Origin of the sequence: Clostridium sp. DFI.5.61 (genome assembly GCF_024462915.1) — a bacterium.
Taxonomy (GTDB): Bacteria; Bacillota; Clostridia; order Oscillospirales; family Oscillospiraceae; genus Lawsonibacter; species Lawsonibacter asaccharolyticus.
In genome coordinates, this window is sequence record NZ_JANGBZ010000048.1 from 1 (window position 1) to 23,228 (window position 23,228).

Annotated in this window: 24 protein-coding genes and 1 pseudogene; 13 read left to right on the forward strand and 12 right to left on the reverse strand. The window is 61.4% G+C overall.

What is annotated here, in order from left to right; genetic code table 11:
- Positions 1 to 108: 108 nt before the first annotated feature.
- The 11 genes from spoIIP to rpmH form a co-directional block, all read right to left on the reverse strand.
- The gene (gene spoIIP / locus NE584_RS15370; protein WP_256183179.1) at positions 109 to 1,287 is read right to left on the reverse strand and encodes a stage II sporulation protein P; all 1,179 of its coding nucleotides are present in this window, start codon (positions 1,285 to 1,287) and stop codon (positions 109 to 111) included.
- A 127-nt stretch (positions 1,288 to 1,414) separates the two neighbouring features.
- The gene (locus NE584_RS15375; RefSeq protein WP_256183180.1) at positions 1,415 to 2,470 is read right to left on the reverse strand and encodes an AbrB family transcriptional regulator; all 1,056 of its coding nucleotides are present in this window, start codon (positions 2,468 to 2,470) and stop codon (positions 1,415 to 1,417) included.
- A gap of 4 nt (positions 2,471 to 2,474) precedes the next feature.
- On the reverse strand, positions 2,475 to 3,434 hold the full coding sequence (locus NE584_RS15380; RefSeq protein WP_050623032.1) for an AEC family transporter: 960 nt from the start codon (positions 3,432 to 3,434) through the stop codon (positions 2,475 to 2,477).
- Positions 3,435 to 3,517: 83 nt separating this feature from the next.
- Positions 3,518 to 4,765 (reverse strand): stage 0 sporulation family protein, encoded by a 1,248-nt coding sequence (locus tag NE584_RS15385; protein ID WP_256183181.1) that lies wholly within the window; start codon positions 4,763 to 4,765, stop codon positions 3,518 to 3,520.
- Positions 4,766 to 4,829: 64 nt separating this feature from the next.
- Positions 4,830 to 5,753, reverse strand: coding sequence for a DNA polymerase III subunit delta (locus NE584_RS15390; protein WP_256183182.1), 924 nt, complete (start codon positions 5,751 to 5,753; stop codon positions 4,830 to 4,832).
- A 33-nt stretch (positions 5,754 to 5,786) separates the two neighbouring features.
- Positions 5,787 to 7,103, reverse strand: coding sequence for a beta-eliminating lyase-related protein (locus NE584_RS15395; protein WP_256183184.1), 1,317 nt, complete (start codon positions 7,101 to 7,103; stop codon positions 5,787 to 5,789).
- Between the two features lie 65 nt (positions 7,104 to 7,168).
- Entirely contained in the window at positions 7,169 to 7,984 is an 816-nt protein-coding gene (jag, locus tag NE584_RS15400; protein WP_256183185.1) for an RNA-binding cell elongation regulator Jag/EloR, read from the reverse strand.
- 14 nt (positions 7,985 to 7,998) lie between these two features.
- Positions 7,999 to 9,480: a YidC/Oxa1 family membrane protein insertase gene (locus NE584_RS15405; RefSeq protein ID WP_256183186.1), complete on the reverse strand. Its 1,482-nt coding sequence runs from the start codon at positions 9,478 to 9,480 to the stop codon at positions 7,999 to 8,001.
- A gap of 43 nt (positions 9,481 to 9,523) precedes the next feature.
- On the reverse strand, positions 9,524 to 9,742 hold the full coding sequence (gene yidD, locus NE584_RS15410) for a membrane protein insertion efficiency factor YidD (protein WP_050623038.1): 219 nt from the start codon (positions 9,740 to 9,742) through the stop codon (positions 9,524 to 9,526).
- Positions 9,739 to 10,098 (reverse strand): ribonuclease P protein component, encoded by a 360-nt coding sequence (gene rnpA / locus NE584_RS15415; protein WP_256183188.1) that lies wholly within the window; start codon positions 10,096 to 10,098, stop codon positions 9,739 to 9,741. Before rnpA ends, yidD begins: the two co-directional genes overlap by 4 nt.
- A gap of 198 nt (positions 10,099 to 10,296) precedes the next feature.
- Entirely contained in the window at positions 10,297 to 10,431 is a 135-nt protein-coding gene (rpmH, locus tag NE584_RS15420) for a 50S ribosomal protein L34 (protein ID WP_050623040.1), read from the reverse strand.
- Positions 10,432 to 10,901: 470 nt separating this feature from the next.
- On the opposite strand from rpmH, the gene dnaA reads away from it, so the two are divergent.
- From dnaA to rnhA, 12 genes and pseudogenes are all read left to right on the forward strand, one after another.
- On the forward strand, positions 10,902 to 12,215 hold the full coding sequence (gene dnaA / locus NE584_RS15425; RefSeq protein ID WP_050623041.1) for a chromosomal replication initiator protein DnaA: 1,314 nt from the start codon (positions 10,902 to 10,904) through the stop codon (positions 12,213 to 12,215).
- A 242-nt stretch (positions 12,216 to 12,457) separates the two neighbouring features.
- Positions 12,458 to 13,564 carry a DNA polymerase III subunit beta gene (dnaN, locus tag NE584_RS15430; protein ID WP_050623042.1) on the forward strand — a complete coding sequence of 369 codons (1,107 nt, stop codon included), beginning with the start codon at positions 12,458 to 12,460 and terminating at the stop codon, positions 13,562 to 13,564.
- A gap of 13 nt (positions 13,565 to 13,577) precedes the next feature.
- Complete coding sequence (locus NE584_RS15435; protein ID WP_050623043.1) at positions 13,578 to 13,793, forward strand: RNA-binding S4 domain-containing protein; 216 nt, start codon at positions 13,578 to 13,580, stop codon at positions 13,791 to 13,793.
- Positions 13,790 to 14,893: a DNA replication/repair protein RecF gene (gene recF / locus NE584_RS15440; protein WP_108980230.1), complete on the forward strand. Its 1,104-nt coding sequence runs from the start codon at positions 13,790 to 13,792 to the stop codon at positions 14,891 to 14,893. The genes NE584_RS15435 and recF overlap by 4 nt, the downstream gene beginning before the upstream one ends.
- Positions 14,894 to 14,906: 13 nt before the next feature.
- Positions 14,907 to 15,176, forward strand: a complete 270-nt coding sequence (locus NE584_RS15445) for a hypothetical protein (RefSeq protein ID WP_050623045.1) — start codon at positions 14,907 to 14,909, stop codon at positions 15,174 to 15,176.
- A gap of 9 nt (positions 15,177 to 15,185) precedes the next feature.
- The gene (gene remB / locus NE584_RS15450; RefSeq protein WP_050623046.1) at positions 15,186 to 15,446 is read left to right on the forward strand and encodes an extracellular matrix regulator RemB; all 261 of its coding nucleotides are present in this window, start codon (positions 15,186 to 15,188) and stop codon (positions 15,444 to 15,446) included.
- A gap of 153 nt (positions 15,447 to 15,599) precedes the next feature.
- Positions 15,600 to 17,543 carry a DNA topoisomerase (ATP-hydrolyzing) subunit B gene (gene gyrB, locus NE584_RS15455; protein ID WP_050623047.1) on the forward strand — a complete coding sequence of 648 codons (1,944 nt, stop codon included), beginning with the start codon at positions 15,600 to 15,602 and terminating at the stop codon, positions 17,541 to 17,543.
- A 99-nt stretch (positions 17,544 to 17,642) separates the two neighbouring features.
- Positions 17,643 to 20,207, forward strand: coding sequence for a DNA gyrase subunit A (gyrA, locus tag NE584_RS15460; protein ID WP_050623048.1), 2,565 nt, complete (start codon positions 17,643 to 17,645; stop codon positions 20,205 to 20,207).
- Positions 20,208 to 20,245: 38 nt separating this feature from the next.
- Positions 20,246 to 20,710 carry an SHOCT domain-containing protein gene (locus NE584_RS15465; protein WP_108980232.1) on the forward strand — a complete coding sequence of 155 codons (465 nt, stop codon included), beginning with the start codon at positions 20,246 to 20,248 and terminating at the stop codon, positions 20,708 to 20,710.
- A 21-nt stretch (positions 20,711 to 20,731) separates the two neighbouring features.
- Complete coding sequence (locus NE584_RS15470) at positions 20,732 to 21,193, forward strand: DIP1984 family protein (protein ID WP_256183189.1); 462 nt, start codon at positions 20,732 to 20,734, stop codon at positions 21,191 to 21,193.
- A gap of 304 nt (positions 21,194 to 21,497) precedes the next feature.
- A pseudogene (locus NE584_RS15475) lies at positions 21,498 to 21,818 on the forward strand (endonuclease domain-containing protein); the annotation flags it as partial.
- A 93-nt stretch (positions 21,819 to 21,911) separates the two neighbouring features.
- Positions 21,912 to 22,349 (forward strand): ribonuclease HI, encoded by a 438-nt coding sequence (gene rnhA, locus NE584_RS15480; RefSeq protein ID WP_242850381.1) that lies wholly within the window; start codon positions 21,912 to 21,914, stop codon positions 22,347 to 22,349.
- A gap of 75 nt (positions 22,350 to 22,424) precedes the next feature.
- Here the strand turns inward: rnhA and NE584_RS15485 are convergent, their stop codons facing one another.
- Positions 22,425 to 22,709 carry a hypothetical protein gene (locus NE584_RS15485; RefSeq protein ID WP_256183191.1) on the reverse strand — a complete coding sequence of 95 codons (285 nt, stop codon included), beginning with the start codon at positions 22,707 to 22,709 and terminating at the stop codon, positions 22,425 to 22,427.
- 90 nt (positions 22,710 to 22,799) lie between these two features.
- Here NE584_RS15485 and NE584_RS15490 point away from each other — a divergent pair, with 90 nt between their 5' ends.
- Positions 22,800 to 23,015 carry a helix-turn-helix domain-containing protein gene (locus NE584_RS15490; protein ID WP_077138687.1) on the forward strand — a complete coding sequence of 72 codons (216 nt, stop codon included), beginning with the start codon at positions 22,800 to 22,802 and terminating at the stop codon, positions 23,013 to 23,015.
- The last annotated feature ends 213 nt before the right edge of the window (positions 23,016 to 23,228 follow it).

The following is a 23,228-nucleotide window of genomic DNA, read 5'->3' on the forward strand; positions in this document are numbered from 1 at the left end:
AAGTGGGGGGTTTGCCCGCCTGCGGCGGACAAACCCTGCGCGCGGCAGACTGTAACTTTTTTGACATGCTGAGGGCCCCCGCCATTAAGCGGGGGCCCTCAGCCCTTTTTACGGCTCCTCCATGGTTTTGAGCACCTGCCCTATGCTCTGGGCGAAGAGGCGTGCCCCGGCGATGGCCTCCTGGAGCGTATTTCCATGTCCCCCCACCTCTACCAGAAGGGAACCTGGGGAGAGGTGCTGGTTGTAGCGGCTGGAGCGGAGGGTGATGGGCCGGGCTAGCTGTCCCCAGTCCCGGGTGAGCTCCAGCTGGAGCTTGACGGCCAGGGCCAGATTTTCCCGCCAGTTGGGGTGCTCCATCCCGGAGTCGTTGCTGCCCACCACCAGCATCACCTGGGCTACCTTCTGCCCCTCCACCTCGCTCACCAGCTTATAGGCCGCCCCGTCCGCCGACACCAGGGCGTCCCGGTGGACATCCAAAACAAGTTTGATCGTGGGATACTGCTCCAGCCACTTCTCCACCCCTGCGCAGGAGCGCTCATAGGCCCCGTTATAGGCGGGGTAGTCGTACAGGGTGGTGTCGTGGACCACCTCAAAGCCCTGGCTTCGGAACACCTGGGCCATCTCTTCTCCCACCCGGACCACGTTTTTGGTGCAGTCGGTGGTGCGGTAGGGGTCGCTCTCCACATAGACGTCCTGTTCGTCCTGAGTATAGGCCTCGCTGCCGTGGGTGTGGACGATCAGGATCTGGGGCCCCGCCCCCAGTTTCAGGTCCACCGGCTGGCTGGCCAGGGCAGCCACGTCCACCTCCTGGCCCTGGGTGCTGTTCTTCACATAGATCTGGTCGGTGGTGAGGTAGCTGCCGTCGTCCTTCCCCAGATTGGTGTACTCCACCACCTCGCCGTGCTGGACCGGGGAGAGCTCCGGCTCCTCCTGGTCGTTCTCCTCCTGGTCGATGGGCTCGGCGGGCGGCTCCTCCGCCTGCGCCTGCTCTGCCAGAAAGGCGTCCACCGCCGGGCGGCCGCCGGAGAGCAGGGCGGACTGGGCCAGCAGCAGCCGGCCCCATCGGTCCAGGTCGGGAGAGAGCCCGTCCCCCGCTGGGGCCCCCTCCAGTTCCTGACTCAGCGCGCCCAGAACGAAGGAGGGGGTCTGTCCCAGCCGCCCCAGGGCGTCCCAGGCCCCGGACAGATCTGCCGTCAATCCAAAGATCCACAGTGCCGTCAGCGCCAGCCCCAGGGCCGCTCCCCGGCGCAGAGCGCGCAGTCCGCTCTCCCTCCTCTTACCGCCCATGCGATCACTCCTTTTGTAAGCAAGCCTGAAGCATCCTATGCCCAGATGGGGAGATTTATGACGGGCCTGTCCTTTTGCTCCGCGGAAAAACTGTGCCCGCCTCCATAGGAGGCGGGCACAGCATATTTTATCCTATCAAATTGGAGAGCAGGGCGAAGATCTGGGGAAAGATGACCGTCACTCCAAGCAGGCGGCAGATCTGGAGCACCACCAGATTGGTGCTGTGGACCCCCAGGTCGGCGGCAATGAGGGCCATCTCCGTGGCTCCTGCGGGGGAGAGGGAGAGCATGGACTCCTTCAAGTCCATCCGAAACGCCCTGGAGATCGCCCGGCCCATCCCCACACAGACCAGGATATACCCGGCGATCAGCACCAGGGCGGGCAGGATCAGCTGGCGCAGCTGGAAGATCTGATCCCGGGTGATTCCGGCACCGATGCAGCAGCCCGACACCACCTGGGCCAGCCGCCGCACCCACATGGGCATTGGGGGCGCGCTGCCCGCAAATTTCAGCACGATCACTGCGATCAGAGAGGCACTGAGGGTACCCGCCGGCACACCGGACAGCTTGCCCAGGATGCCCGCTGCCAGCGCCACAGCGAAGGTAGGAAGAAACTTCCGCAGGCTGACATGCGCCTTTTTTCTTTCCAGGGAGTGCGTTCCCTGACCCTCCTCCGGCACCATCTGGTCCCCCTCTATCTTCCGGTCGGCCAGGACAATGATGGAGGGCAGACAGGCCATGCCGAATACCATCCGCACGAACTGCATCACCGCCACCATGGAGGCGTCCGCCCCCATGTCCAGGGCGATGAGCGGGGTGTCCGTCATACCGCCGGGAGCGGCACAAAACAGGGAAGTGAGCAGATCCAGGTCTGTTACCCGCCAGATGAAAAATCCCACCGCCAGATTCAGGGCGAGAAAGGTGGACATCACCGCCAGATAGGGCCGAATGACCCGGGGCAGATGTCTCAGGTCCTTCGTAGTCACCAGACAGCCGATGTAGGCCCCGGTCAGCACTTGGGCCACCACCCGGGTCTGAGGCCAGATGTACGCCTGTCCTGTAGTCAGGTTCACCAGTACCGCGCCCAGGATGGCACCTACCAGCATCCCGCCGGGGACCCGCAGCCTCATCAGCAGCAGGCCGCCCCCCGCCGCGGCGGCCACGGTCAAAAGTGTCCATCCCATCCACTCACCCCATCAGCACCATCAGCACAGGGATGGTGATAAAGCAGGCCAGGGTGGACAGGGTGGCACCGGTGGCGGCATACTTGTCGTCCGCCCCGAAGTCCCCCGCCATTACGGTCACCTGACTGACCACCGGCAGGGCGCTCTCCACTACAAAGACCTGATAGGCCAGGCCGGTAATGCCGAACAGGCGGCACATGCCTGCACAGATCAGCGGTGAGATCACCAGCCGGGCCGCCAGCATGGTTGGCAGGCCCTTCATCTGCCGCAGCTGGCTGGGCCGCAGGTTGCTCAGCCCCAGTTCATAGATGATGAAGCCGCAGTAGATCAGCGCCAGGGGGGAGACGGAGCCGCTGATGTACTTGGCAAAGCTCATGAACACCTCGGGAGGACGGAAGCCCACTATCAGCATCAGCACCGAGGCGATCACAGTGAGGATGGGGGGTTTGGTGAACACATCCTTCAAAAAGCCCTTGATTCCCCGGCTGTGGGAGGCGGTGCCCGACCGCTCCACCAGCATCAGAATTACCGACTGGGTGAAGATGGTGTTGGCCAGATAGTAGATCATGACGTAGGGGACGCACACGTCCCCGAACAGCTGGGTTGACAGGGGCAGCCCGACGAACAGGGTGTTGGACACCCCCACCATGGCGGCAAAGACGCCCCACCGGTTTTTGGGCAGGCGCAGCAGGGTGGCCAGCCCCATGCCCAGCAGGATGGTGATGACCACTCCAATGATGGCGGATACCAGCATCAGCCCCGCCTGGGCCAGCATGCTCTGGTCCAGATTGTTCAGCAGGCCGTTGATGCAGTTGCAGGGGACCGCGATGTTGATGATGTACTTGCTCAGGAACTTTTTCTCCTCCGCTTTCATCCAGCCCTTGGTCCCCATAAAATAGCCCACCGCCATAAGCATCAGCAGGACCACCACGGCGGAGACCGCATTTAAAAATTCTCCCAGCATCCGGGACACCTCACTTTATCGATCCAAGATGGGTCAGCCCCGGACATCCTCTCTCCTATGATGTCCGGGGCTTTTTTTCTCTTTCAGCCATTCCCCTCTGGTCCCGGAGCGGGCCGGTTCCCTCTGGGCCGGCGGCGCCGGCGGCGGCTGGGCTTCCGCTCTCCGCCCTCCTGGACGCCCTCCGCCTCCGCTGTCCCGGGCTCCTTGTCCCTCGGCTTCTCCAGCCGGCGCTCCCACTCTCTTCTGGAGCGCTGCTGGCCCTCACCCTGGGAACGGCTCTCCCCGCCGGACGCACCCTCGCTCCGGCCGCCTCTGCGGCGGCGGCGGCGCCCCTCGCCCTCGCCTCTGGGACGCTCTCCCTCCGGCTCCGGGGGACGCTCCCCGTTGAACACCGCCTCCAGGGCGGCGGCCAGTGGGTTGGAGGAAGTGGGCTCTGGGGCGGCCTCCGGTTCAGGCGCCCGGCGCAGCTTGGCCAGCTCCTCCAGCGGCGGCTCCACATAGCCCTCGGGGCGCTTGCCCTTTCCATTGCGCACTACGCAGATCTCGCAGTTGTGGTAGCACTTGGGGGTATCGGGCGCGGAGTCCAGCCGGACCTGGACCTGCTGGCGCAGCAGGTTCACCGAGGAAACTGTCCCCGCCCCGTCCGGCGTCTCCACAAAGGACTCCTGCTTAGGGGTATGCTTTACCAGGTCCTCATAGGCCTCCTGTTCATACTTCAGGCAGCACATCAGCCGCCCGCAGGTGCCGGAGATCTTGGTGGGATTGAGGGAGAGGTTCTGGGTCTTTGCCATCTTAATGGATACCGGTTGGAACTCGTCCAGGAACTGGGCACAGCAGAAGGGCCGGCCGCAGATGCCCAGGCCGCCCAGCATCTTGGCCTCGTCCCGCACACCGATCTGCCGCAGCTCGATGCGGGCATGGATGGTGCTGGCCAGGTCCTTCACCAGGGCCCGGAAGTCCACCCGGCCTTCCGCCGTGAAGAAGAAGAGCACCTTGTTTCCCTCAAAGCTGTACTCCGCCTCCACCAGCTTCATCTCCAGGCCGTGGGCGGCGATCTTCTCCTGACAGATCTGGAAGGCCTTTGCCTCCTTCTCCCGGTTTTTTTCCACCGTCTTCTCGTCTTCCTCCGTGGCGATGCGTACCAGTGGGCGCAGGGGCTGGACCACAGTCTCCTCCTCCACCTGGGTGTTCCCCTGAGCACACTCTCCGTATTCCAGGCCCCGGGAGGTCTCCACGATCACTCCCTGTCCAGGCTGCACCTCCAGCCCGGCGGGGTCAAAATAATATTGCTTTCCGCCGCTTTTGAAGCGGACGCCGATGATCTCTACCATAAGGTCCTCCTGTTGCTATATTGGGGATCGCACGGGGTGGGAACGGCACCCCGGCGCGAGGGAGTCACGGGCGCAGAAACATCCCTGCGCACAGCCATCCGGCCACCTGGCCCGGGTTGGCGTTCAGGTCCGCCCCGTCCCGCAGGCGGCGCAGCAGCTCGGCGGCCGCCAGCAGACGGCGGGGCCGCTGGGAGCCGGGCAGGCGGGCCCCGATCTGGATCAATGTCCGGTCCAGTACAGCGGTAAGCTCCTCCCGGCTCAGTTTGTCCAGGGCCTGGGTGGCCTCGAAGAGGGCCAGCTCATCTTCCCCCTCCAGAGCGGCGGACAGGGAGCGGGCGGTCTCCTCCAGTCCGTCCTCCTCCTGACCGCCCTCCAGCAGCGCCGCGGCCCGGCCCAGGATGCCCTGGCACTCCAGAGCGGCCCGGCGGATTTCCTCCGCCGTTCTCCCGGGAAATGCCTTGGCCAGCCACTCCTCCGCCTGAGCCGGGGAGACGGGGGCCAGCTCCAGGGTCTCACATCGGGAGCGCACCGTGGGCAGCAGGGCGGAGCCGTTCTCCGCCAGAAGGAAAAAGACCGCATAGGCGGGGCCGTCCTCCAGCAGCTTGAGCATGGCGTTCTGGGCGCTGGCGTTCATCCGGTCTGCCCGCTCCAGCAGGTACACCTTCCGCTCCGCCTCGTTTGGACGGACATAGGCGTCGGTGCGCAGGGCACGGACCTGATCCACGGTAATGGGTTTTCCGCCGCTGCCAGCGATCACGGTGATGTCGGGATGGATGCCCCCGGCGGCCTTTCTGCAATGGGAACAACGGCCGCAGGGCCGGAGCTGAGGCTGGGCGGAGCACACCAGGGCCGCCGCCATCTGGGCGGCCAGGGTATGCCGGCCGCTGCCCGCCGGGCCGGCGACGATATAGGTGTGGGCCAGGTCCCCCTCCCGGTGGGCCAGCTGGGCCTTGATCTGGGCATTGCCCGCCAGGGCTGTCAATTCCATGGTCGCTTCCTCACTTGCGCCGCCGCCCCCTTTTCATGGCATGGCCGCGACGGTTACTTCCCGATTATTATAGCCTATTTGTCTGAAATAGGCCAGCTCTTTTTTCCCAATTCGTTCCCCGGGGGCCACCACCGGCACACCTGGGGGATAGGGGGCCAGCTGGCAGGTGCATACCCGCCCCTCTGTCCGCTCCAGAGGAAGGACCTCCGCTGGGGCGAACTGGGCCTGCCGGGGGGAGAGCACCCGCTCCGGCAGGGGAGGGGGCGGCAGGGGCGCACTGTCCCCCATCTGCTCCTCCATCCCTTCCAGGACGGACTCCAGGCGGTCCAGAGCCTCTTCCCCGTCGCAGGCGGTGAGGATAAAGACCACATGGCCCCCGTCCTCCATCTCCGGCCAGATATTGCATCGGCTCTCCAGCTGCCCGGTGAAGGCCGGCCCGTTCTTCACCTTCAGAGTAAAGCGGGTGGGGTCCAGGGGCAGGGGAGGGCACAGGGATGGGAACCGGCACCGCAGGGCGGCGGTCCGCCGGGCCACCCGCCCATACTCTCCGGCACCCGGTCCCTCCAGCCACTCACGAGCCGTGTCCAGGGAGGCCAGGATGGGGTAGGAGGGGCTGGAGGTGCCGTAGATGGCGGCAGTTCGCCGCACCTGTTCCGGGTCGATGCCGTTGGTGAACAGCAGGGCCGCCTGCCCCATGGCGGGCAGGGTCTTGTGGGCGCTCACCACCACCGCGTCCGCTCCCCGGTAGGCATCCATCCCCAAAAATTTCAGATGGGCTCCGTGGGCACCGTCCACCACCAGTTTTCCACCGTGGGCGTGGACTACTCCCGCAATGGCGGGAATATCCGACAACAATCCGCAATAAGTTGGTGATGTAATACAAACAGTTTTGATAGTTGGATCTTGATCCAGCATTTTTTTCACATCCAGGGGGGAAAACGGGCCGGCCACCCCCTCTTCCGCCAGCCAGGGGCGTGGAAGAAATATCGGGTCCAGATCCAGAAGAGCCAGGGCGTGGAAGGTGGAGCGGTGGCAGCTCCGGTCCACCAGCACCCGGCTCCCCGGGGGACAGCACAGGGTCAGAGCGGTATGGATACCCATGGTGGAGCCGCCGGTGAGAAACTGGCAGTACTCCGCTCCCATGCGGCGGGCCCACAGGGCCTGGGCCTCCCGGATAGGAGAGAGATCCTCATACAGATTCCCTGTAGGCGGGATCTCTGTCACATCCAGCCGCGCCAGGGGGGCCAGCTCGGGGCAGGGAAGAAAGGCTCCCTTGTGGCCGGGCATATGGAAGCGGAGGGGAGCTTTTGCAGCGTATCCTCTCAGGGCATCATAGAGCGGTGTGGGCATGACTGGTCTCCTTTCCGGTGTAAGAAGGCGCGGCGGGAATGAAATCCCGCCGCGCCTGTGAGTCTCTACTTTTTCTGTCCGGGGGCATAGGCCACGACCGTGCGGCGGTTGGGCTCGGTCCCGGTGGAGTAGGTGGTCACGTTGGGGTGATCCTGGAGTGCGGTGTGGATCACATGGCGCTCGTAGGCGTTCATGGGCTCCAGGGTCACATTCTTCCGGTATTTGACCACCTTGCCAGCCACCTTTACCGCCAGCCGCTGGAGAGACTCCTCCCGCTTGGCCCGATAGCCCTCGGCATCCACATGGATGCGCACCCGCTTAGACTGGCCGTGGTTCACAGAGTAATTGGTCAGCTGCTGAATGGCATCCAGAGTCTCGCCCCGGCGGCCAATGATAGCCCCCAGGCCCTGGCCCTGAAGGACCACCTTATAGCTTCCCTCAGGGATCAGAGTGATCTCAGGGACGGCCTGCACATGGAGGTGTTCCATCAGCCCAGTGAGGAAAGTCCGGATCTGCTCCGCCTTCCCGTCATCCCCTTGAACAGGGGCGGGCTCCTCAGCGGCGATCAGCACCTCATCCCCGGGCAGGAGACGGTTGGCATCCTCCCTCTGGGGTGCGGGAGCCGGCTCCTGCTCCTCCGCTGCGGGGGCGGCGGCCTCCTGAACCGTCTCCTCCGCGGCCGCGGGGGCGGTCTGCTCCTCGTCCGGGACCTCATAGCTCACCCGGACCTTGGCGGGGTTTCCGCCAAATCCCAAAAAGCCGGATTTGGCCCGCTCGATCACTTCCACCGAGACGTCATCCCGGTCCATGCCCAGCTGAAACAGGGCCGCAGCAATGGCGTCCTCCTCCGAACGGCCGGTGGTCTCAATCCATTTCAACATTGTCAGAACCCTCCTTATTCGGCCTGATCCTTGGACTTGTCCTCGTCGGGCTCCTCCCCGGACTCATCCTGCTCAGCCTCTTCCGCTTCTTCCCCGGACAGTTCCTCTTCAGAGCCGTCTATAGCCTCACTGACGGACTCCAGGGCGGCGGTCTCCTTCTCTTCCTCAATCGGGCTGGTCTCTGGAAGGGCGGAGGCCAGCTCCTCTCCGGCCAGGGCGTTTTCCGCCTCTTCTCCCTTCTCCCTGCGCGCCTGTTCCACCGCATCCTCCGGGATCTCCGGGGCGTTGGGGTCGTGGTAGGGAGTCACGCCGCCGAAGCGGTTGGGATCATAGGCACGGCCCCGGGCATAGGTCCGCATCCCCACCCGGCTGTCGCTCTTTCGGATGCCAGGCTGATCGGAGTCGCTCTTCTTCTGGCCGGGCTTCTTTTTGCCACGGTTTTTCTTCTCCTCTTCCAGGCGGCGCTGACGCTCCAGGCGGGCCTCCTCCTTGCGGCGCTTCTCCTCTTCTTTCTCCTGGCGCTCCCGCTCGGCGGCGGCGGCTCGGGCGGCCTCATAGTCCTTTTTCAGTATCTTTCCTGCAATGAGCTCCTGGATGACGGAGAACAGGCTGTTGGCGATCCAGTAGACACACATGGCCACCGGCATCATAAAGCCGATCCACAGGGACATCAAAGGCATGGTCCACATCATGATCCGATTGGTCTTTTCCACCTGCTCGTTGCCGCTCTGGTTGTTCATCTGGTTGGTCTTCATGGAGATTTTGGACATGAAGATGCTGGAGAAAGCGGATATCACGATGAGCAGGAAGGCGCCGATGTACTGCCAGTTCAGGTGCTCCCAGATCTTCCAGGTGGGCAGCATAGCCAGATCCAGTCCCAGAAAATCAAAGTTCATCACAAATACCCGGGTGCCCTCTCCCAGGGCGGCGGTGATGGTGGGCAGGGTGTTCTCATTGACCAGAGAGGCCAGATACAGCTGGTTATAGCCCACATTCTGGAACACGGTGGCGATCTCCCCCGCGTTGAACTGCTCCACCAGCTTGGCCATGGCATCGGCAGTAACCCAGCCGTGGTTCACGGCCAGCGTCTGCCAGTCCACGGAGGCGGCCACTTGGGCGATCTGATTGCTGTCCAGCCCCATCAGGTAGAGCAGAGGCTGGCGGATGATGGCATACAGGGGCAGCAGGATCAGAATGGGAAGGAAGGACCACAGACACCCGCTCATGGGGTTGACCTTCTCCCGCTCATAGAGGCGCTGGACCTCCATATTGTAGCGCTCCCGGTCCTTGCCGTACTGCTTCTGCAGCTGCTGCATCTTGCCGGAGAGCAGGTTCATCTGGATCATACCCTTTTTGCCCTTGATGGTCAGGGGGAAGAGGATGATCTTGATGACCAGTGCAAAAAGGATCAGGGAAATACCGTAGCTGTCGGTAAAGCTGTAAAAAAAGTTCAGCAGCCAGCTGAAAGGGGACAGGATGTAGTACATAACGCCCATTGATGATGTGCCTCCGTCTCAAATTCTTTCGTGGGAGCCCCTCTCACGGGACAGGGTCGTATTGGATGGACTTCTGCCGATGGAAGGGATTGCACCGAAGGACCCGGCGCAGGGCCAGCCAGCCGCCCTTCCACGCGCCGTACTTCTCCACCGCCTCCACGGCATAGGCCGAGCAGGTGGGGATAAAGCGGCAGCAGGGCGGCCGCATGGGGGATATGGCCTTCTGATAAAATCGGATCAGTCCGATGAGGATACGCTTCACAGCGCTTCACCCGCCTCCCGGCCCTGGCGCAGCTCCAGCTTTTCTGTCAATCTCCGAAAGCTGCGCTGAAGGTCGGCGTATTTGCCATAGATCACCCGGGTGCGGGCCACCACTACAATGTCATAGCCGGGAAGCAGAGCCTGCTCCTCCACCCGGTAGAGCTCCCGGATTCGGCGGCGTGCCCGGTTGCGCTTGACTGCGTTGCCCAGTTTGACGCCGGTGGTGATGCCCAGGCGGCTGTATGACCGGCGGTTGGGCCGGCAGTAGAGGACAAAATAGGGGCTGACCGCACTGCGGCCCTTGCTGTACAGGCGGCGGAACTCGTGATTCTGTTTCAATGCCACGGTATGCTTCACGGTCATCCCTCCACCCGGGCACCGACCCGGTCCAATAGGGCATCGATGCCCCGCTTTTTCCCATATGCACCGCAGGGGCGGGGGAATTTCTCCCACGCCCCTCAAGCTGCATATCGGTCGATTGTGTCCTCGCTGCCGTATCTCATAGGAGATCTCGATCCTCGTCCGGAGAGGCGGAATGCCTCCCCTTTCCCCACATCAGTGGGTCAGACGAGCACGGCCCCTGGCACGGCGGCGGGCCAGGACCTTGCGGCCATTCGCGGTGGCCATACGCTTGCGGAAGCCGTGCTCCTTAGAGCGCTGGCGCTTCTTAGGCTGATAGGTACGAAGCATGGGGGACACCTCCTCGTTCAAGTTCAGACACCGTCCATTGGACGGCGCATTCAGACCGGCGTTCCGGTCCAGCAACAGCCTTTCGGCTGCGGTCTGTACACAAACAGTCCCGCAAAAAAGGGCAGAAAGACCCGCTCTCACAGGACAGCGTCACTTATTATAGACTAAGAAATCCAGCTGTGTCAATGAATTTTTGCGCAAAATCCTCCTTATTTTTTTCAACTCCCGTTTATTCACAATATCTTGTGTATTTTCTTTCCCATATCCACAACTCACAGATACTCTTATAAATAAAATATGGGCCAAAACCTTGCGATTTGGTCCCTTTTTTGATATAATAAAGTGTAATGCGATCCGCTGTTTTTTAATGCCGCCGGCTCCTTCCCAGGGGGCCGCTCTCCGGCGGGCCCGCCCTCTCCCGGCCCTGTTTTCCGGCGCCGGATCTCAATCCACAGGAATGGAGGAGTTCCATGAACCCAGCCGCTGATATCTGGGCCAAAGTACTGGCCCTGATGCAGAACGAGATGACCACCACCACCATCAACACCTGGTTTGACGACACCACTGCGGTGGAACTGGAGGGGGACCGCTTCGTCCTCTACTCCCCCACCCCCTTCAAACGGGATATCATCGCCAGCCGGTATCTTCCCGCCATCCAGAATGCCCTGCGGGAGCTGTTCTCCGCCGAATTTCAGGTGACTGTGCTCACCGAGGGGGAGCTTGACCGATACCAGCAGCCGAAAAAAAACGATTTGATCCCTGGAACGGAGGAGTACACCTTTGAGCGCTTCGTGGTGGGCTCCTCCAACAAATTTGCCCATGCCGCCGCCCGGGCGGTGGCCGATAATCCAGGGCACAGCTATAACCCCCTCTACATCTACGGGGAGTCCGGTCTGGGCAAGACCCACCTGCTCTACGCCATCGCCAACTCTATCCATCAGAACAAACCCGGCCTGTCGGTGGTCTACGTGAAAGGGGATACCTTCACCAACGAGCTGATCCAGGCCATTCGGGAGGGACGCAACCAGGAGTTCCGGGACAAGTACCGCTCCGCCGACATCTTCCTCATGGATGACGTGCAATTCGTGGCCGGACGGGCTTCCACCCAGGAGGAGATGTTCCATACCTTCAACACGCTGTATGAGGCCAAGCGCCAGATCGTTTTCACCTCCGACCGGCCGCCCAAAGAGATGCTGCGGCTGGATGACCGTCTGAAGACCCGGTTCGAATGGGGCCTGCTGGCCGATATTCAGCCCCCAGACTACGAGACCCGCATGGCCATCATCAAAAACAAGTCCATCCGCATGGGCATCGAGCTGCCCGAGTTCCTGCTCCAGCTCATCGCAGAAAACATTACCGCCAACGTGCGCCAGATCGAAGGTACTGTGAATAAGATCATGGCCTATCAGGACCTGATGGGGGACACAGTGGATAAGGACACCGTCGTCCGGGCGGTGAAGGACATGTTCAAGGACAAATCCGACATCGTCCCCACCGCCGACGTGATCATTGATGAGGTGTGCAAATTCTATAACATCGAGCCCGATTCCCTTCGGGGACAGGGCCGCACCAAGGACATCTCCCTGGCCCGGCAGATCGCCATGTATCAGATCCGCCGCATGACCAACCTCTCCCTGAAGGAGATCGGCCGGGAGTTTGAGGGCCGGGACCACACCACCGTGCTCCACTCCATCGAGCGCATTGAAAAGATGGTGAAGGAGAGCCCGGAGACCGCCGAGATCATTAAGGACATCACCGCCAACATCAACATTCGCTACGAATAAAGTTTTCTCCACCATTCCACCGAATTTTGTGGATATGTGGAAAACTCCCTGTGGATGATTTTTAGGTTTTTTGCCCCATGTGGAAAACCCTCCAGATTCGTTCACATCCCCTGTGGAGGGCCAAACCCATGGGGCCGTAAGGCTTACAGCGGTTTTCCACATTTTTTTTGCCTACGGGCTACTATTACGACAAAAATCCTGTCCTTTCCCAGAAAGAGGCGGGAGTCAGAAGGAGGTCCCCCATGAAATTTTCCTGTGAGAAGGCACTGCTCCTGGGAGCCGTGTCCACGGCGTCCCGGGCGGTGGCGGTCAAAAGCTCCATTCCTGCCCTGGAAGGCATCCTCATTGAAGCCGGAGAACAGCTGAGGCTCACCGGCTACAACCTGGAGACCGGCATCCGGGCCGCTGTTCCGGCTGAGATCCGGGAGAAGGGCTCATTGGTCCTCTCCGCCCGGCTGTTTGGCGAGATCATCCGGAAGATGCCGGATGACGTGGTGGTATTCACCTCGGAGAACTATATGGTCAACATCAAGTGCGGCCTGTCGGAATTCAACATCCTGGGGACGGACCCGGAAGAATTTCCCGAACTGCCCTCGGTGGAGGAGCAGAACGGGCTGACCATCGGCCAGCCGGTGCTGCGCTCTATGATCGCCCAGACCCTGTTCGCGGTGAGCGACAACGAGAGCCGCCCCGTCCACACCGGCTCCCTGTTCGAGGTGGACGAGAGCGGCCTGACCGTCGTGTCTGTGGACGGCTACCGGCTCGCCCTTCGGCACGAGCCTGTGGACAGCAGCCAGGGGGTGCTCCCCTTCTCCTTCGTGGTGCCTGGCTCCGCCCTCAGCGAGGTGGAAAAGATCTGCGCCGGGGAGGATGCTGTCTCCGTGGCCCAGGGGGCCCGGCACATCCAGTTCCAGGCGGGGGACACGGTGCTGGTCTGCCGCCGGCTGGAGGGGGAGTTCCTGGCCTATAAGAATGCCATCCCCCGGAACAACACCATCAAGATCGAGGGGGATGCCCGCACCCTGCTCCAGTCCATCGAGCGCGTCTCCCTGATCATCAGTGACAAACTGAAGAGCCCCCTGCGCTGTGTCTTCGGGGATGGGATGCTGTCCATCACCACCAAGACGGGCATCGGGGATGCCGCCGACCAGTGCCCCATCACGGGGGACGGCCAGGGGCTGGAGATCGGCTTCAACAACAAGTACCTGATGGACGCACTGAAGGCCGCCCCAGCAGACCGCCTGCGCCTGGAGTTCACCTCCGGCGTGGCCCCCTGTGTCATCCTGCCCGCCGAGGGGGAGGAGAATTTCGTCTATATGGTGCTGCCGGTGCGGCTGAAGGCAAACTGAGAGGAAGATTTTGATGCAGAGCGAGACCATTCAGATCCACACCGAATTCATCAAGCTCCAGGACCTGCTGAAATTCGCCGGTGCGGTGGAGACCGGGGGAGACGCCAAGCTCATCATCCAGGAGGGACGGGTGGCGGTCAACGGTGAGGTGTGCACCATGCGGGGGAAGAAGCTGCGTCCGGGAGACCGGGCGGTCATTGACGATGAGACGGAACTGGTTGTCCAATGATCGTCAAGTCGCTGGAGCTGGACTTTTTCCGCAACTATGTCCATCTGGAGGCCGTCTTTGATCCACGGGTGAACCTGATCTATGGAGACAACGCCCAGGGCAAGACCAACCTGCTGGAAGCGGTGGCCTATCTGTCCACCGCTCGGTCCCACCGGGCCCGGTACGACCGGGAGATGATCATGCTGGGAGTGGATGGGGCCTTTGTCAAGGGAGAGGTGCGCTCCCGGGCCCGGGACTTCACTCTGGAGGCCCGGCTGAACCGGGGGGCCCGGCGCCAGCTGTGGTCCAACGGGGTGCGGCTGAAGACGGCGGGGGAGCTGTCCGGCATTTTGAATACCGTGCTTTTCTGCCCGGAGGACCTGTATCTCATCCGGGAGGGAGGGGCGGCCCGGCGCCGCTTTCTGGACAGCGCCATCTGCCAGCTGCGGCCCCGGTATGAGCAGGCACTCAGCGAGTATAACCGCCTCTATGACCACAAGGTGCGCATACTCCGGGACTGGCAGGAGAACCTGTCCCTGCTGTCCACCCTGGACGACTTCAATCTCCGTATGGCCCAGACCGGGGCGCTGATCGTTCACTACCGGGCTCACTTCATCAGGCGCCTTCAGGAGAGCGCCCCTGCCATCCACCGGGATTTTTCCGGGGGAAAGGAGGAGCTCTCTCTGCGGTATGAGACCGTCTCCACCGTCACAGACCCCCTGGCCGGAGCCAAAACCATCCTGCCCCAGCTGCTGGAGCACCAGCAGGCCCATCGGCAGGCGGAGCTGGACAGCCGTCAGTGTCTGTCCGGCCCCCATAAGGACGACTTGGCAGTGGAGATCGACGGGAACCCGGCCAAGACCTACGGCTCCCAGGGGCAGACCCGCACGGCGGCCCTCTCCCTGAAGCTGGCTCAGCGGGAAATCTTTTTTCAGGAGACCGGCGAGTGGCCGGTGCTGCTGCTGGATGACGTACTCTCCGAGCTGGACCACCGGCGGCAGGCCTTCGTCCTCAACCGCATCCAGGGCGGGCAGGTGTTTATTTCCTGCTGTGAGGAGGAAAAATTAGAGGGACTGGAGAATGGAAAGAGTTTCCATATCCAGGGCGGGCGGCTGATGTGAGAGGAGAGAACAGATGGAATTTTTGCTGATTGTCCTGGCGCTCTCCTTTGTCATTCAGCTTCTCGTTCTCTCGGCCACGGAGCAGCTGTCTCTACGGCTTCTGGGTGCTGCCCTGATGGAGATGATTCCTGTCTCTGGAATGATCTATTATACAGCTGCCCGGCCAGATGGGCTCTTGTTTGGATGGGGTGGGAATGTGGTCCTGCTCCTTTGGACCGCGGGGGCAGTCCTTTTGGGATGTGCTGGGGCATGGCTCCTGTCCTGGATCAAAAAAAGAAAGTGAGAGGCGCTTATGTATCTGCACCTGGGCCAGTCGGTGGCAGTGCCCCATCGGGAGATTTTGGGCATCTTTGACCTGGACAACGCCAGCTGGGCCTATAAGACCCGGGAATTCCTGGAGCGGGCGGAACAGGAGGGCCGAGTCATCTCGGTGTGCGATGACCTGCCCCGCTCCTTTGTCCTGGTAGGGGAGGAGAAGGGGACGGCCACAGTCTACATCTCTCAGCTGTCCTCCGCCGCACTGCTGCGGCGGGCGGAGAGCAATTTGCTTTGAATCATGCAGAATGATGGAATGCAGAATGCAGAGTGAAGAAGCCCGGTCCTCCGGGCGGAACAAGTGGATATCGGAACGGCAGGGACCAGCGGAGAGAGCCTCATCTCTCCAGCTTCTGTATTCTGCCTTCTGCATTTCGATATGGAGGTTATTATGGCAGAAGAATTGGAACTGAACTCCACCCAGGTGGAGCACGAGTACGGCGCCTCGGAGATCCAGGTGCTGGAGGGACTGGAAGCGGTGCGCAAGCGGCCGGGCATGTATATCGGCTCCACCTCGGAGTCAGGTCTGCACCACCTGGTCTATGAGATCGTGGACAACTCCATTGACGAGGCCCTGGCGGGCTACTGCACCGACATCACGGTGACCATCAATCCCGGGAACACCATCACTGTCACTGACAACGGCCGCGGCATCCCTGTGGATATCCAGCCCCAAACCGGGCGTCCCGCGCTGGAGGTGGTGTTCTCTGTCCTCCATGCCGGCGGCAAGTTCGGCGGTGGGGGCTACAAGGTGTCCGGCGGCCTCCATGGCGTGGGCGCCAGCGTGGTCAACGCCCTGTCTGAGTGGCTGGAGGTCCAGGTACACAAGAACGGCCAGATCTATGAGATGAAGTTTTCCCGGGGAAAGATCACCCAGGAGATGAAGGTGGTGGGAAAGACCGACCATACGGGCACGACCGTCACCTTCAAGCCAGACCCGGAGATGTTCGAGACTCTGGAGTACAACTATGACACTCTCCACACCCGGATGAGGGAGGAGGCCTTCCTCAATGCTGGCCTGCGCATCCAGACCGTGGACCTGCGCCCCGGCCGGGAGCAGGAGGACGATATGTGCTACGAGGGGGGCATCCGGGAATTCGTCACCTTCATCAACCGAAGCAAGGACCCGCTGCACCCTGACGTGATCTATATGTCCGGCAACCGGGAGGACTCCATGGCTGAGGTGGCCCTCCAGTACAATGACAGCTATAACGAGGTCATCGTCTCCTTCGCCAACAACGTCCATACTCCGGAGGGCGGCATGCATGAGGAGGGCTTCAAACGTGCCCTCACCAACGTGCTCAACGCCTACGGCAAGAAGATCGGCGTGCTGAAAAACGATGACAAAGTCTCCGGCGACGACTGCCGGGAGGGTCTCACCTGCGTCATTTCTGTCAAGCTCACCGACGCCCAGTTCGAGGGACAGACCAAGGCCAAACTGGGCAACAGCGAGATCCGCACCCTGGTGAACGCCATTGTCAGTGAGAAGCTGGAGATCTATCTGGAGGAGAACCCGGCGGTGGGCCGGGCCATCCTGGACAAGGCCCTCACCGCCAACCGGGCCCGGGAGGCCGCCCGGAAGGCCAGGGAGTCCATCCGCCGCAAGACCGCTCTGGGCGGGGCCGCTATGCCGGACAAGCTGCGGGACTGCAACGAGGCCAACCCCGAGCTCACCGAGCTCTACATCGTAGAGGGCGACTCCGCAGGAGGCTCCGCCACCCAGGGCCGGGACTCCCGGTTCCAGGCCATCCTCCCCCTGTGGGGCAAGATGCTCAACGTGGAGAAGGCCCGGGCGGACAAGGTGTACGGCAACGACAAGCTCACCCCCGTCATCACCGCCCTGGGGGCAGGCATCGGAGACGAGTTCGACCTGAACAAGCTGCGCTATCACAAGGTCATCATCATGGCCGATGCGGATGTGGACGGTGCTCATATCCGCACCCTGCTGCTCACCTTCTTCTTCCGGTTCATGCGCCCCCTCATCGAGAATGGATATGTCTACTCCGCAGTGCCCCCTCTGTTCAAGCTGACCCGGGGCAAGCAGATCCGCCTGGCCTTCAGTGAAGAAGAGCGGGATAAGATCTCCGCCGAGCTGAGAGGGGACAATCCCAACGCCAAGGTGGATATCAGCCGCTTCAAGGGTCTGGGTGAGATGAACCCCCATGAGCTGTGGGAGACCACTATGGACCCGGAGAAGCGCACCCTGCGCCGCATCGAGCTGGACGACGCCGTCCGGGCAGATGAGGTGTTCACCGTCCTGATGGGCGAAAAGGTGGAGCCCCGGAAGGAGTTCATCGAGCGCAACGCCAAGTACGCAGTAAACCTGGATTACTGAGAAGAGCGGACGCCGGGCGGCCTGTCTCCACACTTTGACCGCGGCGGCTCCGCACTGATCGTACAGGTTGAATCCATGAAGGTGGAGGAAAGTTAAGATATGAGCAAAAAACCCCAATATGATCCTGAGGAGATCCGTTTCCCGGACCAGAAGATCGAGATATCCCCTCTGGTACCCGAGATGGAGAGTTCCTATATTGAATATGCCATGTCCGTCATCGTGGGCCGGGCCCTGCCCGACGTGCGGGACGGACTGAAGCCGGTCCACCGCCGCATCCTCTACGCCATGTATGAGGACGGCCTCACCGCGGACAAGCCCTTCAAGAAGTCGGCCACCTGCGTGGGCGACGTGCTGGGACGCTACCATCCCCACGGGGATCAGAGCGTCTACGACGCCTTGGTCCGCTTGGCCCAGGACTTCTCCATGCGCTACATGCTGGTGGACGGCCACGGCAACTTCGGTTCCATCGACGGCGATCCCCCCGCGGCCTACCGTTACACCGAGGCCCGCATGTCCAAGCTGGCCGACGAGATGCTGCGGGACATTGAGAAGGACACCGTGGATTGGGACCCCAACTTTGACGAGACCCGGAAGGAGCCCAAGGTGCTTCCCTCCCGGTTCCCAAACCTGCTGGTCAACGGCTCCAGCGGCATCGCCGTGGGCATGGCCACTAACATCCCGCCCCACAATCTGCGGGAGGTCATCAATGCCGTCATCTGCGTGCTGGATGATCCGGAGGCCCAGCTCTCCGACCTGATGGAGCACATCAAGGGCCCCGATTTTCCCACCCGGGGCATCATCATGGGCCGCAGCGGCATCCGCTCTGCCTACGCCACCGGCCGGGGCCGGCTGATGGTCCGGGCCCGCCACGAATTCGAGGAGTTCGGCAAGGACCGGGTGCGCATCGTCATCACTGAGATCCCATACCAGGTGAACAAGCGGATGCTCATCAAGAACATGGCCGACCAGGTGGAGGACAAGCGCCTGGAGGGCATCTCCGACATCCGGGACGAGTCCGACCGCAACGGTATGCGCATCGTCATCGAGCTCAAGCGGGACGCCAATCCCCAGGTGGTGCTCAACCGGCTGTTCGCCCAGACCCAGCTCCAGACCACCTTTGCCATCAACATGCTGGCCCTGGTGGAGGTCAACGGGAAGCTTCAGCCCCGCATCCTCTCCCTGCGCCACATTCTGGACGAGTACATCGCCTATCAGGAGCAGGTCCTCATCCGCCGCACCCGCTTTGACCTGAAGAAGGCCCAGGAGCGGGCTCACCTGCTGGAAGGGCTGCTCATCGCGGAGGACAACATCGACGCGGTCATCAAGACCATCCGGGAGAGCTACGACGACGCCAGGGAGAACCTGATGGCCCGCTTCGGCTTGGACGAGGTGCAGGCCCAGGCCATCCTGGACATGCAGCTCAAGCGGCTCCAGGGCCTGGAGAAAGAGAAGCTGGAGGCGGAGTACGCTGAACTGGAGAAGCGCATCGCCTACTATAACCAACTTCTGGCTGACGAGTCCATGCTCCGGGGCGTGCTGAAGGACGAGCTCTCCGCCATCCGGGACAAGTATGGGGACGAGCGCTTCACCGAGATCCAGGATGTGGAGGACGAGATCGACATCGAGGATCTGATCGAGGAGGAGCAGTGCGTCTTCACCCTGACCCAGGCGGGCTACATCAAGCGCACCCCGGTCAGTGAGTATGCCGCCCAGTCCAAGGGGGGCATGGGCAAGAAGGGGATCACCACCCGGGAGGAGGACTACGTGGTGGACGTGTTCACCGCCTCCACCCATGACTATATCCTCTTCTTTACCGACACGGGCAAGGTCTACCGGAAGAAGGGCTATCAGATCCCGGAATCTGGCAAGACGGCCAAGGGCACCAATATCATCAATATCCTCCAGGTGGAGTCGGGAGAGCGGGTCCAGACCATGATCCACACCCGGTCCATCGAGGACGACGGCCGCTTCCTCTTCATGGTCACCCGAAGCGGCACCGTGAAGCGCCTGCCCGCCAACACCCTGAAAAACCTGCGGAACAACGGAATCCGCGCCCTGCGCATGGATGAGGGGGACCAGCTGATCGCCGTGCGGGAGACCGATGGACAGCAGCGCATCCTCATCGCCACCCACGACGGCATGGCGGTGTGCTTTGACGAGAACGACGTGCGGCCTATGGGCCGGGAGGCCGTGGGCGTCCGGGGCATCCGCCTGCGGGAGGGCGACTACGTGGTGGGCGCCGCCCGGGCCAAGGCGGACCATGAGGTGCTGTCCATCACCGAGAAGGGCTATGGGAAGCGCACCCCCGTGGAGGAGTACCGGGTCACCAACCGTGGCGGCATCGGCATCAAGAACTATATGGTCACTGAGAAGACAGGGAGCGTGGTGGGCATCAAGGTGGTGGACGGCAGCGAGGACCTGCTGCTGGTCACCCAGAGCGGCATCCTGATCCGCACCCCTGTGGACAACATCCGCACCGCCGGCCGGGCTACCCAGGGCGTCATCGTCATGCGCTTCAAGGAGGAGGGAGACCAGGTCATCTCCCTTGCCCTCACCGACCGGGAGGAGACCGCCGGCACCCAGGAGACGGAGGAGGGAGACCCCGCCGGGGAGAGGGCGGAGGAGGCCCCCATTTCGGAAGAAAACCAGTCCGAAGAGGAATAACCAGGATATAAAATACAATTAGGATAGGAGGAGAGGGCATGAGCCGGAGAAGACGGGGACGGATCACCGTCCAGAGCCAGCCTACCGGGGCCACCCGGGCAGTCCGCCGCATGGCAGGAGTGGTACAGGTCATTTTTGGCCTTGTCTTTGTGGTAGTGGCGGTCACCCAGATCATGCCGCTGTCGCCCCTCTTTTCCCTGCCTTTCCTGGCCATGGGCGCTCTGGCTGTGGTGATGGGGGTCCTGAGCGCCGTTGGGAAAAACGGACTGCCCCACCGGGTGGGCTATGACGTGGAGACCGGGATCGAAGAGGAGACCATCGCCGGTCTGATGGAGGATGTGGACAAAACGGACCGCCCCTCCGCCGGGACCCACGACCACATCCCTTCCACCGCCCTGGATGCGGGAGAGCGGCTGAAGCAGCTGGAGGATCTGAAAAAGGCCGGGCTCATCACCCAGGAGGAGTATCAGGAAAAGCGGCGTGAGATTTTGAGCCGCCTGTGACGGAAAAAGGAGGACAATGCCATGAAACTGGCCAACGCGCTGTCCCTGCGCTCGGAGCTCCAGACCCGCATCCGGCAGCTGGAGAGCCGGCTGGACAACAACGCCCTGGTCCAGGAGGGGGAGTCTCCCGCAGAGGACCCCATGGAGCTGCTGAGAGAGCTGGAGGAGGACTATGTCCAGCTGGAGGAGCTCATTGCCCGGATCAACCGGACCAACAGCACCACAGAGGCGGGGGAGGGGAGGACCCTCTCTGACCTGCTGGCCCGCCGGGAGTGCATGACAGGCCGGCTGCGCATCCTGCGGGACTTCCTGAACAGCGCCAGCGCCGTGGTCAACCGCCGGACGGTGGGTGAGATCCGCATCAGGAGCGCGGTCAATGTGCGAGAGCTGCAGAAGCAGGTGGACCGGGACGCCAAGGCACTCCGGGAGCTGGACGAGACCATTCAGGAGAAAAACTGGACCACCGAGCTGGTGGAGCTGTAAAAAAGAGCTGCCGGGAGGGGGAAGAGCGCCCTCTCCCGGCGATTTGGCAGCGCGGAAGGCGGGCGTCAAGCTCTCAGTGCCGGAGCCATTGGGCACACAGATTTGGCAACGAGCGGGGCCATTCGTTGGGTTCGACTCCCAATTTATGATAATGCCCGGTACAGTTACAGGGGTATTATTACGATTTGTATTGATGACCGGACGCCGATTCCACGCGGGTGGGTTAGGGGATCAAAAAACCTTCTCCCCACAGGGGGGAAGATGGCACGGAAAAGCCGTGATGGATGAGAGGGAGAAGCGTAAGATGCACCCAGAGATCAAAGCCTTTTCCCAAAAACTCCGCAGAGAAGCTACGCCGGAGGAACGGCGGCTGTGGTATGAATTTTTAAAGCAGCATCCAGTCCAATTTCGCAGACAGGTCCCATTTGGACCATATATTTTGGACTTTTACTGTGCTCAGGCAAGGCTGGGGATCGAATTAGATGGAGCACAGCATTACGAAAAGGATGCACTTGAGTATGACCAGATGCGGTCCCATTTTTTGCAGACAAATTTTCAAATCGAAGTGCTGCGTTTTACGAATTTGGATGTAAAACAGAATTTTGAGGGGGTCTGCCTCACAATCCGCCGGGCGGTGGAACGGAGGTCCCCCTCATCCGCCCCCTCCGGGGGCACCTTCCCCCCTGTGGGGGGAAGGCTACACGGACAGGAGGCGAACATGAAAACAGTCACCATCTACACCGACGGGGCCTGCTCCGGCAATCCGGGCCCCGGCGGCTGGGGGGCCATCCTGATGTATGGCCCCCACAAAAAAGAGATGTCCGGGGGAGAGCCCCAGACCACCAACAACCGTATGGAGCTCACCGGCGTCATCACCGCGCTGGAGGCCCTCAATGAGCCCTGTGTGGTGGAGCTGTACTCCGACTCCAAGTACGTCATCGATGCCCTGGAAAAGGGCTGGGCCAAGGGATGGCGGGCCCGGGGCTGGGTGAAGGGGGACAAAAAGCCCGCCCTGAATCCGGACCTGTGGGCCCGCCTGCTGGACCTGTGCGACCGGCACCAGGTGAAGCTCCACTGGGTAAAGGGCCACGCCAGCAACCCATACAACAACCGCTGTGACGAGCTGGCGGTGGCGGAGAGCCGGAAATACAAATAAGACGGCCCCGTGCCGCCCCTTAGAACAGTTCAAAAACAGCCCTCTGGGATAAATTTTTATCCCAGAGGGCTGTTTTTATGGTTCCGGAATGGAGGGGTCTGCTTCATCCCACTCTTTTGATGCCTCCTTCTGCCCGGAGGCCCGGCATATCACGTTTTCCAGACCAGCCTGCGCCCGGAGCTGAAAAATTTCATCAGACAGGGCATGCATCTTCTGGATCATGGCGTTCTGGATCTGGACGATCTCCCCGAAGCGGATCAGACAGGTCTGCATGGAGGCGGTGATCTCTGTCTCCAGCTCATCCGCCAGGACGTCTATTTTTTTGATTTTTTCAAAATAATCTTCGTCTGTGATTGGCATAAAGCGACCTCCAAATTTCTTTTATACCAATTTAGTATAAATTTCAAAATACGCTTTTTGCATAATCTATGATAATGGCGAGGTGAGACCATGCCATTACGGATTCGGGATTTGCGGGAGGACAGCGACCTTTCACAGAAAGAGATTGCGAAGTTTTTACATGTCAGTCAAGCGACCTATTCCCGCTATGAAAATGGTGAACTTGAAATCTCCATTCCTACGTTGACCGCATTGGCGGATTTCTATCATACAAGTGTGGATTATTTACTGGGGCGGACGAATTGCAGAGATCCACACCCCAGATGAAAGGGCTCTGGTTTATTGTACAATATTGTGGTGTGTAAAATATTAGAATATACTGTTTCGGAATATAGTGTGTAAAAATCAACGTCTGCCCTCTTTTAGGCAGGCGTTATGATTTTATTTTTTCATCGTGATGGACTCTACAAAATATACGGCGGGCCAACATAAAGCCTTCCCCCCACAGGGGGGAAGGTGTCGCGGCGTATGCCGCGCCCG

What these genes read in the sequence shown, in the direction of transcription:
- spoIIP (WP_256183179.1), bottom strand. Translation starts at nt 1,287, where the DNA reads ATGGGCGGTAAGAGGAGGGAGAGCGGACTGCGCGCTCTGCGCCGGGGA.
- NE584_RS15375 (WP_256183180.1), bottom strand. Translation starts at nt 2,470, where the DNA reads ATGGGATGGACACTTTTGACCGTGGCCGCCGCGGCGGGGGGCGGCCTG.
- NE584_RS15380 (WP_050623032.1), bottom strand. Translation starts at nt 3,434, where the DNA reads ATGCTGGGAGAATTTTTAAATGCGGTCTCCGCCGTGGTGGTCCTGCTG.
- NE584_RS15385 (WP_256183181.1), bottom strand. Translation starts at nt 4,765, where the DNA reads ATGGTAGAGATCATCGGCGTCCGCTTCAAAAGCGGCGGAAAGCAATAT.
- NE584_RS15390 (WP_256183182.1), bottom strand. Translation starts at nt 5,753, where the DNA reads ATGGAATTGACAGCCCTGGCGGGCAATGCCCAGATCAAGGCCCAGCTG.
- NE584_RS15395 (WP_256183184.1), bottom strand. Translation starts at nt 7,103, where the DNA reads ATGCCCACACCGCTCTATGATGCCCTGAGAGGATACGCTGCAAAAGCT.
- jag (WP_256183185.1), bottom strand. Translation starts at nt 7,984, where the DNA reads ATGTTGAAATGGATTGAGACCACCGGCCGTTCGGAGGAGGACGCCATT.
- NE584_RS15405 (WP_256183186.1), bottom strand. Translation starts at nt 9,480, where the DNA reads ATGGGCGTTATGTACTACATCCTGTCCCCTTTCAGCTGGCTGCTGAAC.
- rpmH (WP_050623040.1), bottom strand. Translation starts at nt 10,431, where the DNA reads ATGCTTCGTACCTATCAGCCTAAGAAGCGCCAGCGCTCTAAGGAGCAC.
- dnaA (WP_050623041.1), top strand. Translation starts at nt 10,902, where the DNA reads ATGAACCCAGCCGCTGATATCTGGGCCAAAGTACTGGCCCTGATGCAG.
- dnaN (WP_050623042.1), top strand. Translation starts at nt 12,458, where the DNA reads ATGAAATTTTCCTGTGAGAAGGCACTGCTCCTGGGAGCCGTGTCCACG.
- NE584_RS15435 (WP_050623043.1), top strand. Translation starts at nt 13,578, where the DNA reads ATGCAGAGCGAGACCATTCAGATCCACACCGAATTCATCAAGCTCCAG.
- recF (WP_108980230.1), top strand. Translation starts at nt 13,790, where the DNA reads ATGATCGTCAAGTCGCTGGAGCTGGACTTTTTCCGCAACTATGTCCAT.
- NE584_RS15445 (WP_050623045.1), top strand. Translation starts at nt 14,907, where the DNA reads ATGGAATTTTTGCTGATTGTCCTGGCGCTCTCCTTTGTCATTCAGCTT.
- remB (WP_050623046.1), top strand. Translation starts at nt 15,186, where the DNA reads ATGTATCTGCACCTGGGCCAGTCGGTGGCAGTGCCCCATCGGGAGATT.
- gyrB (WP_050623047.1), top strand. Translation starts at nt 15,600, where the DNA reads ATGGCAGAAGAATTGGAACTGAACTCCACCCAGGTGGAGCACGAGTAC.
- gyrA (WP_050623048.1), top strand. Translation starts at nt 17,643, where the DNA reads ATGAGCAAAAAACCCCAATATGATCCTGAGGAGATCCGTTTCCCGGAC.
- NE584_RS15465 (WP_108980232.1), top strand. Translation starts at nt 20,246, where the DNA reads ATGAGCCGGAGAAGACGGGGACGGATCACCGTCCAGAGCCAGCCTACC.
- NE584_RS15470 (WP_256183189.1), top strand. Translation starts at nt 20,732, where the DNA reads ATGAAACTGGCCAACGCGCTGTCCCTGCGCTCGGAGCTCCAGACCCGC.
- rnhA (WP_242850381.1), top strand. Translation starts at nt 21,912, where the DNA reads ATGAAAACAGTCACCATCTACACCGACGGGGCCTGCTCCGGCAATCCG.
- NE584_RS15485 (WP_256183191.1), bottom strand. Translation starts at nt 22,709, where the DNA reads ATGCCAATCACAGACGAAGATTATTTTGAAAAAATCAAAAAAATAGAC.
- NE584_RS15490 (WP_077138687.1), top strand. Translation starts at nt 22,800, where the DNA reads ATGCCATTACGGATTCGGGATTTGCGGGAGGACAGCGACCTTTCACAG.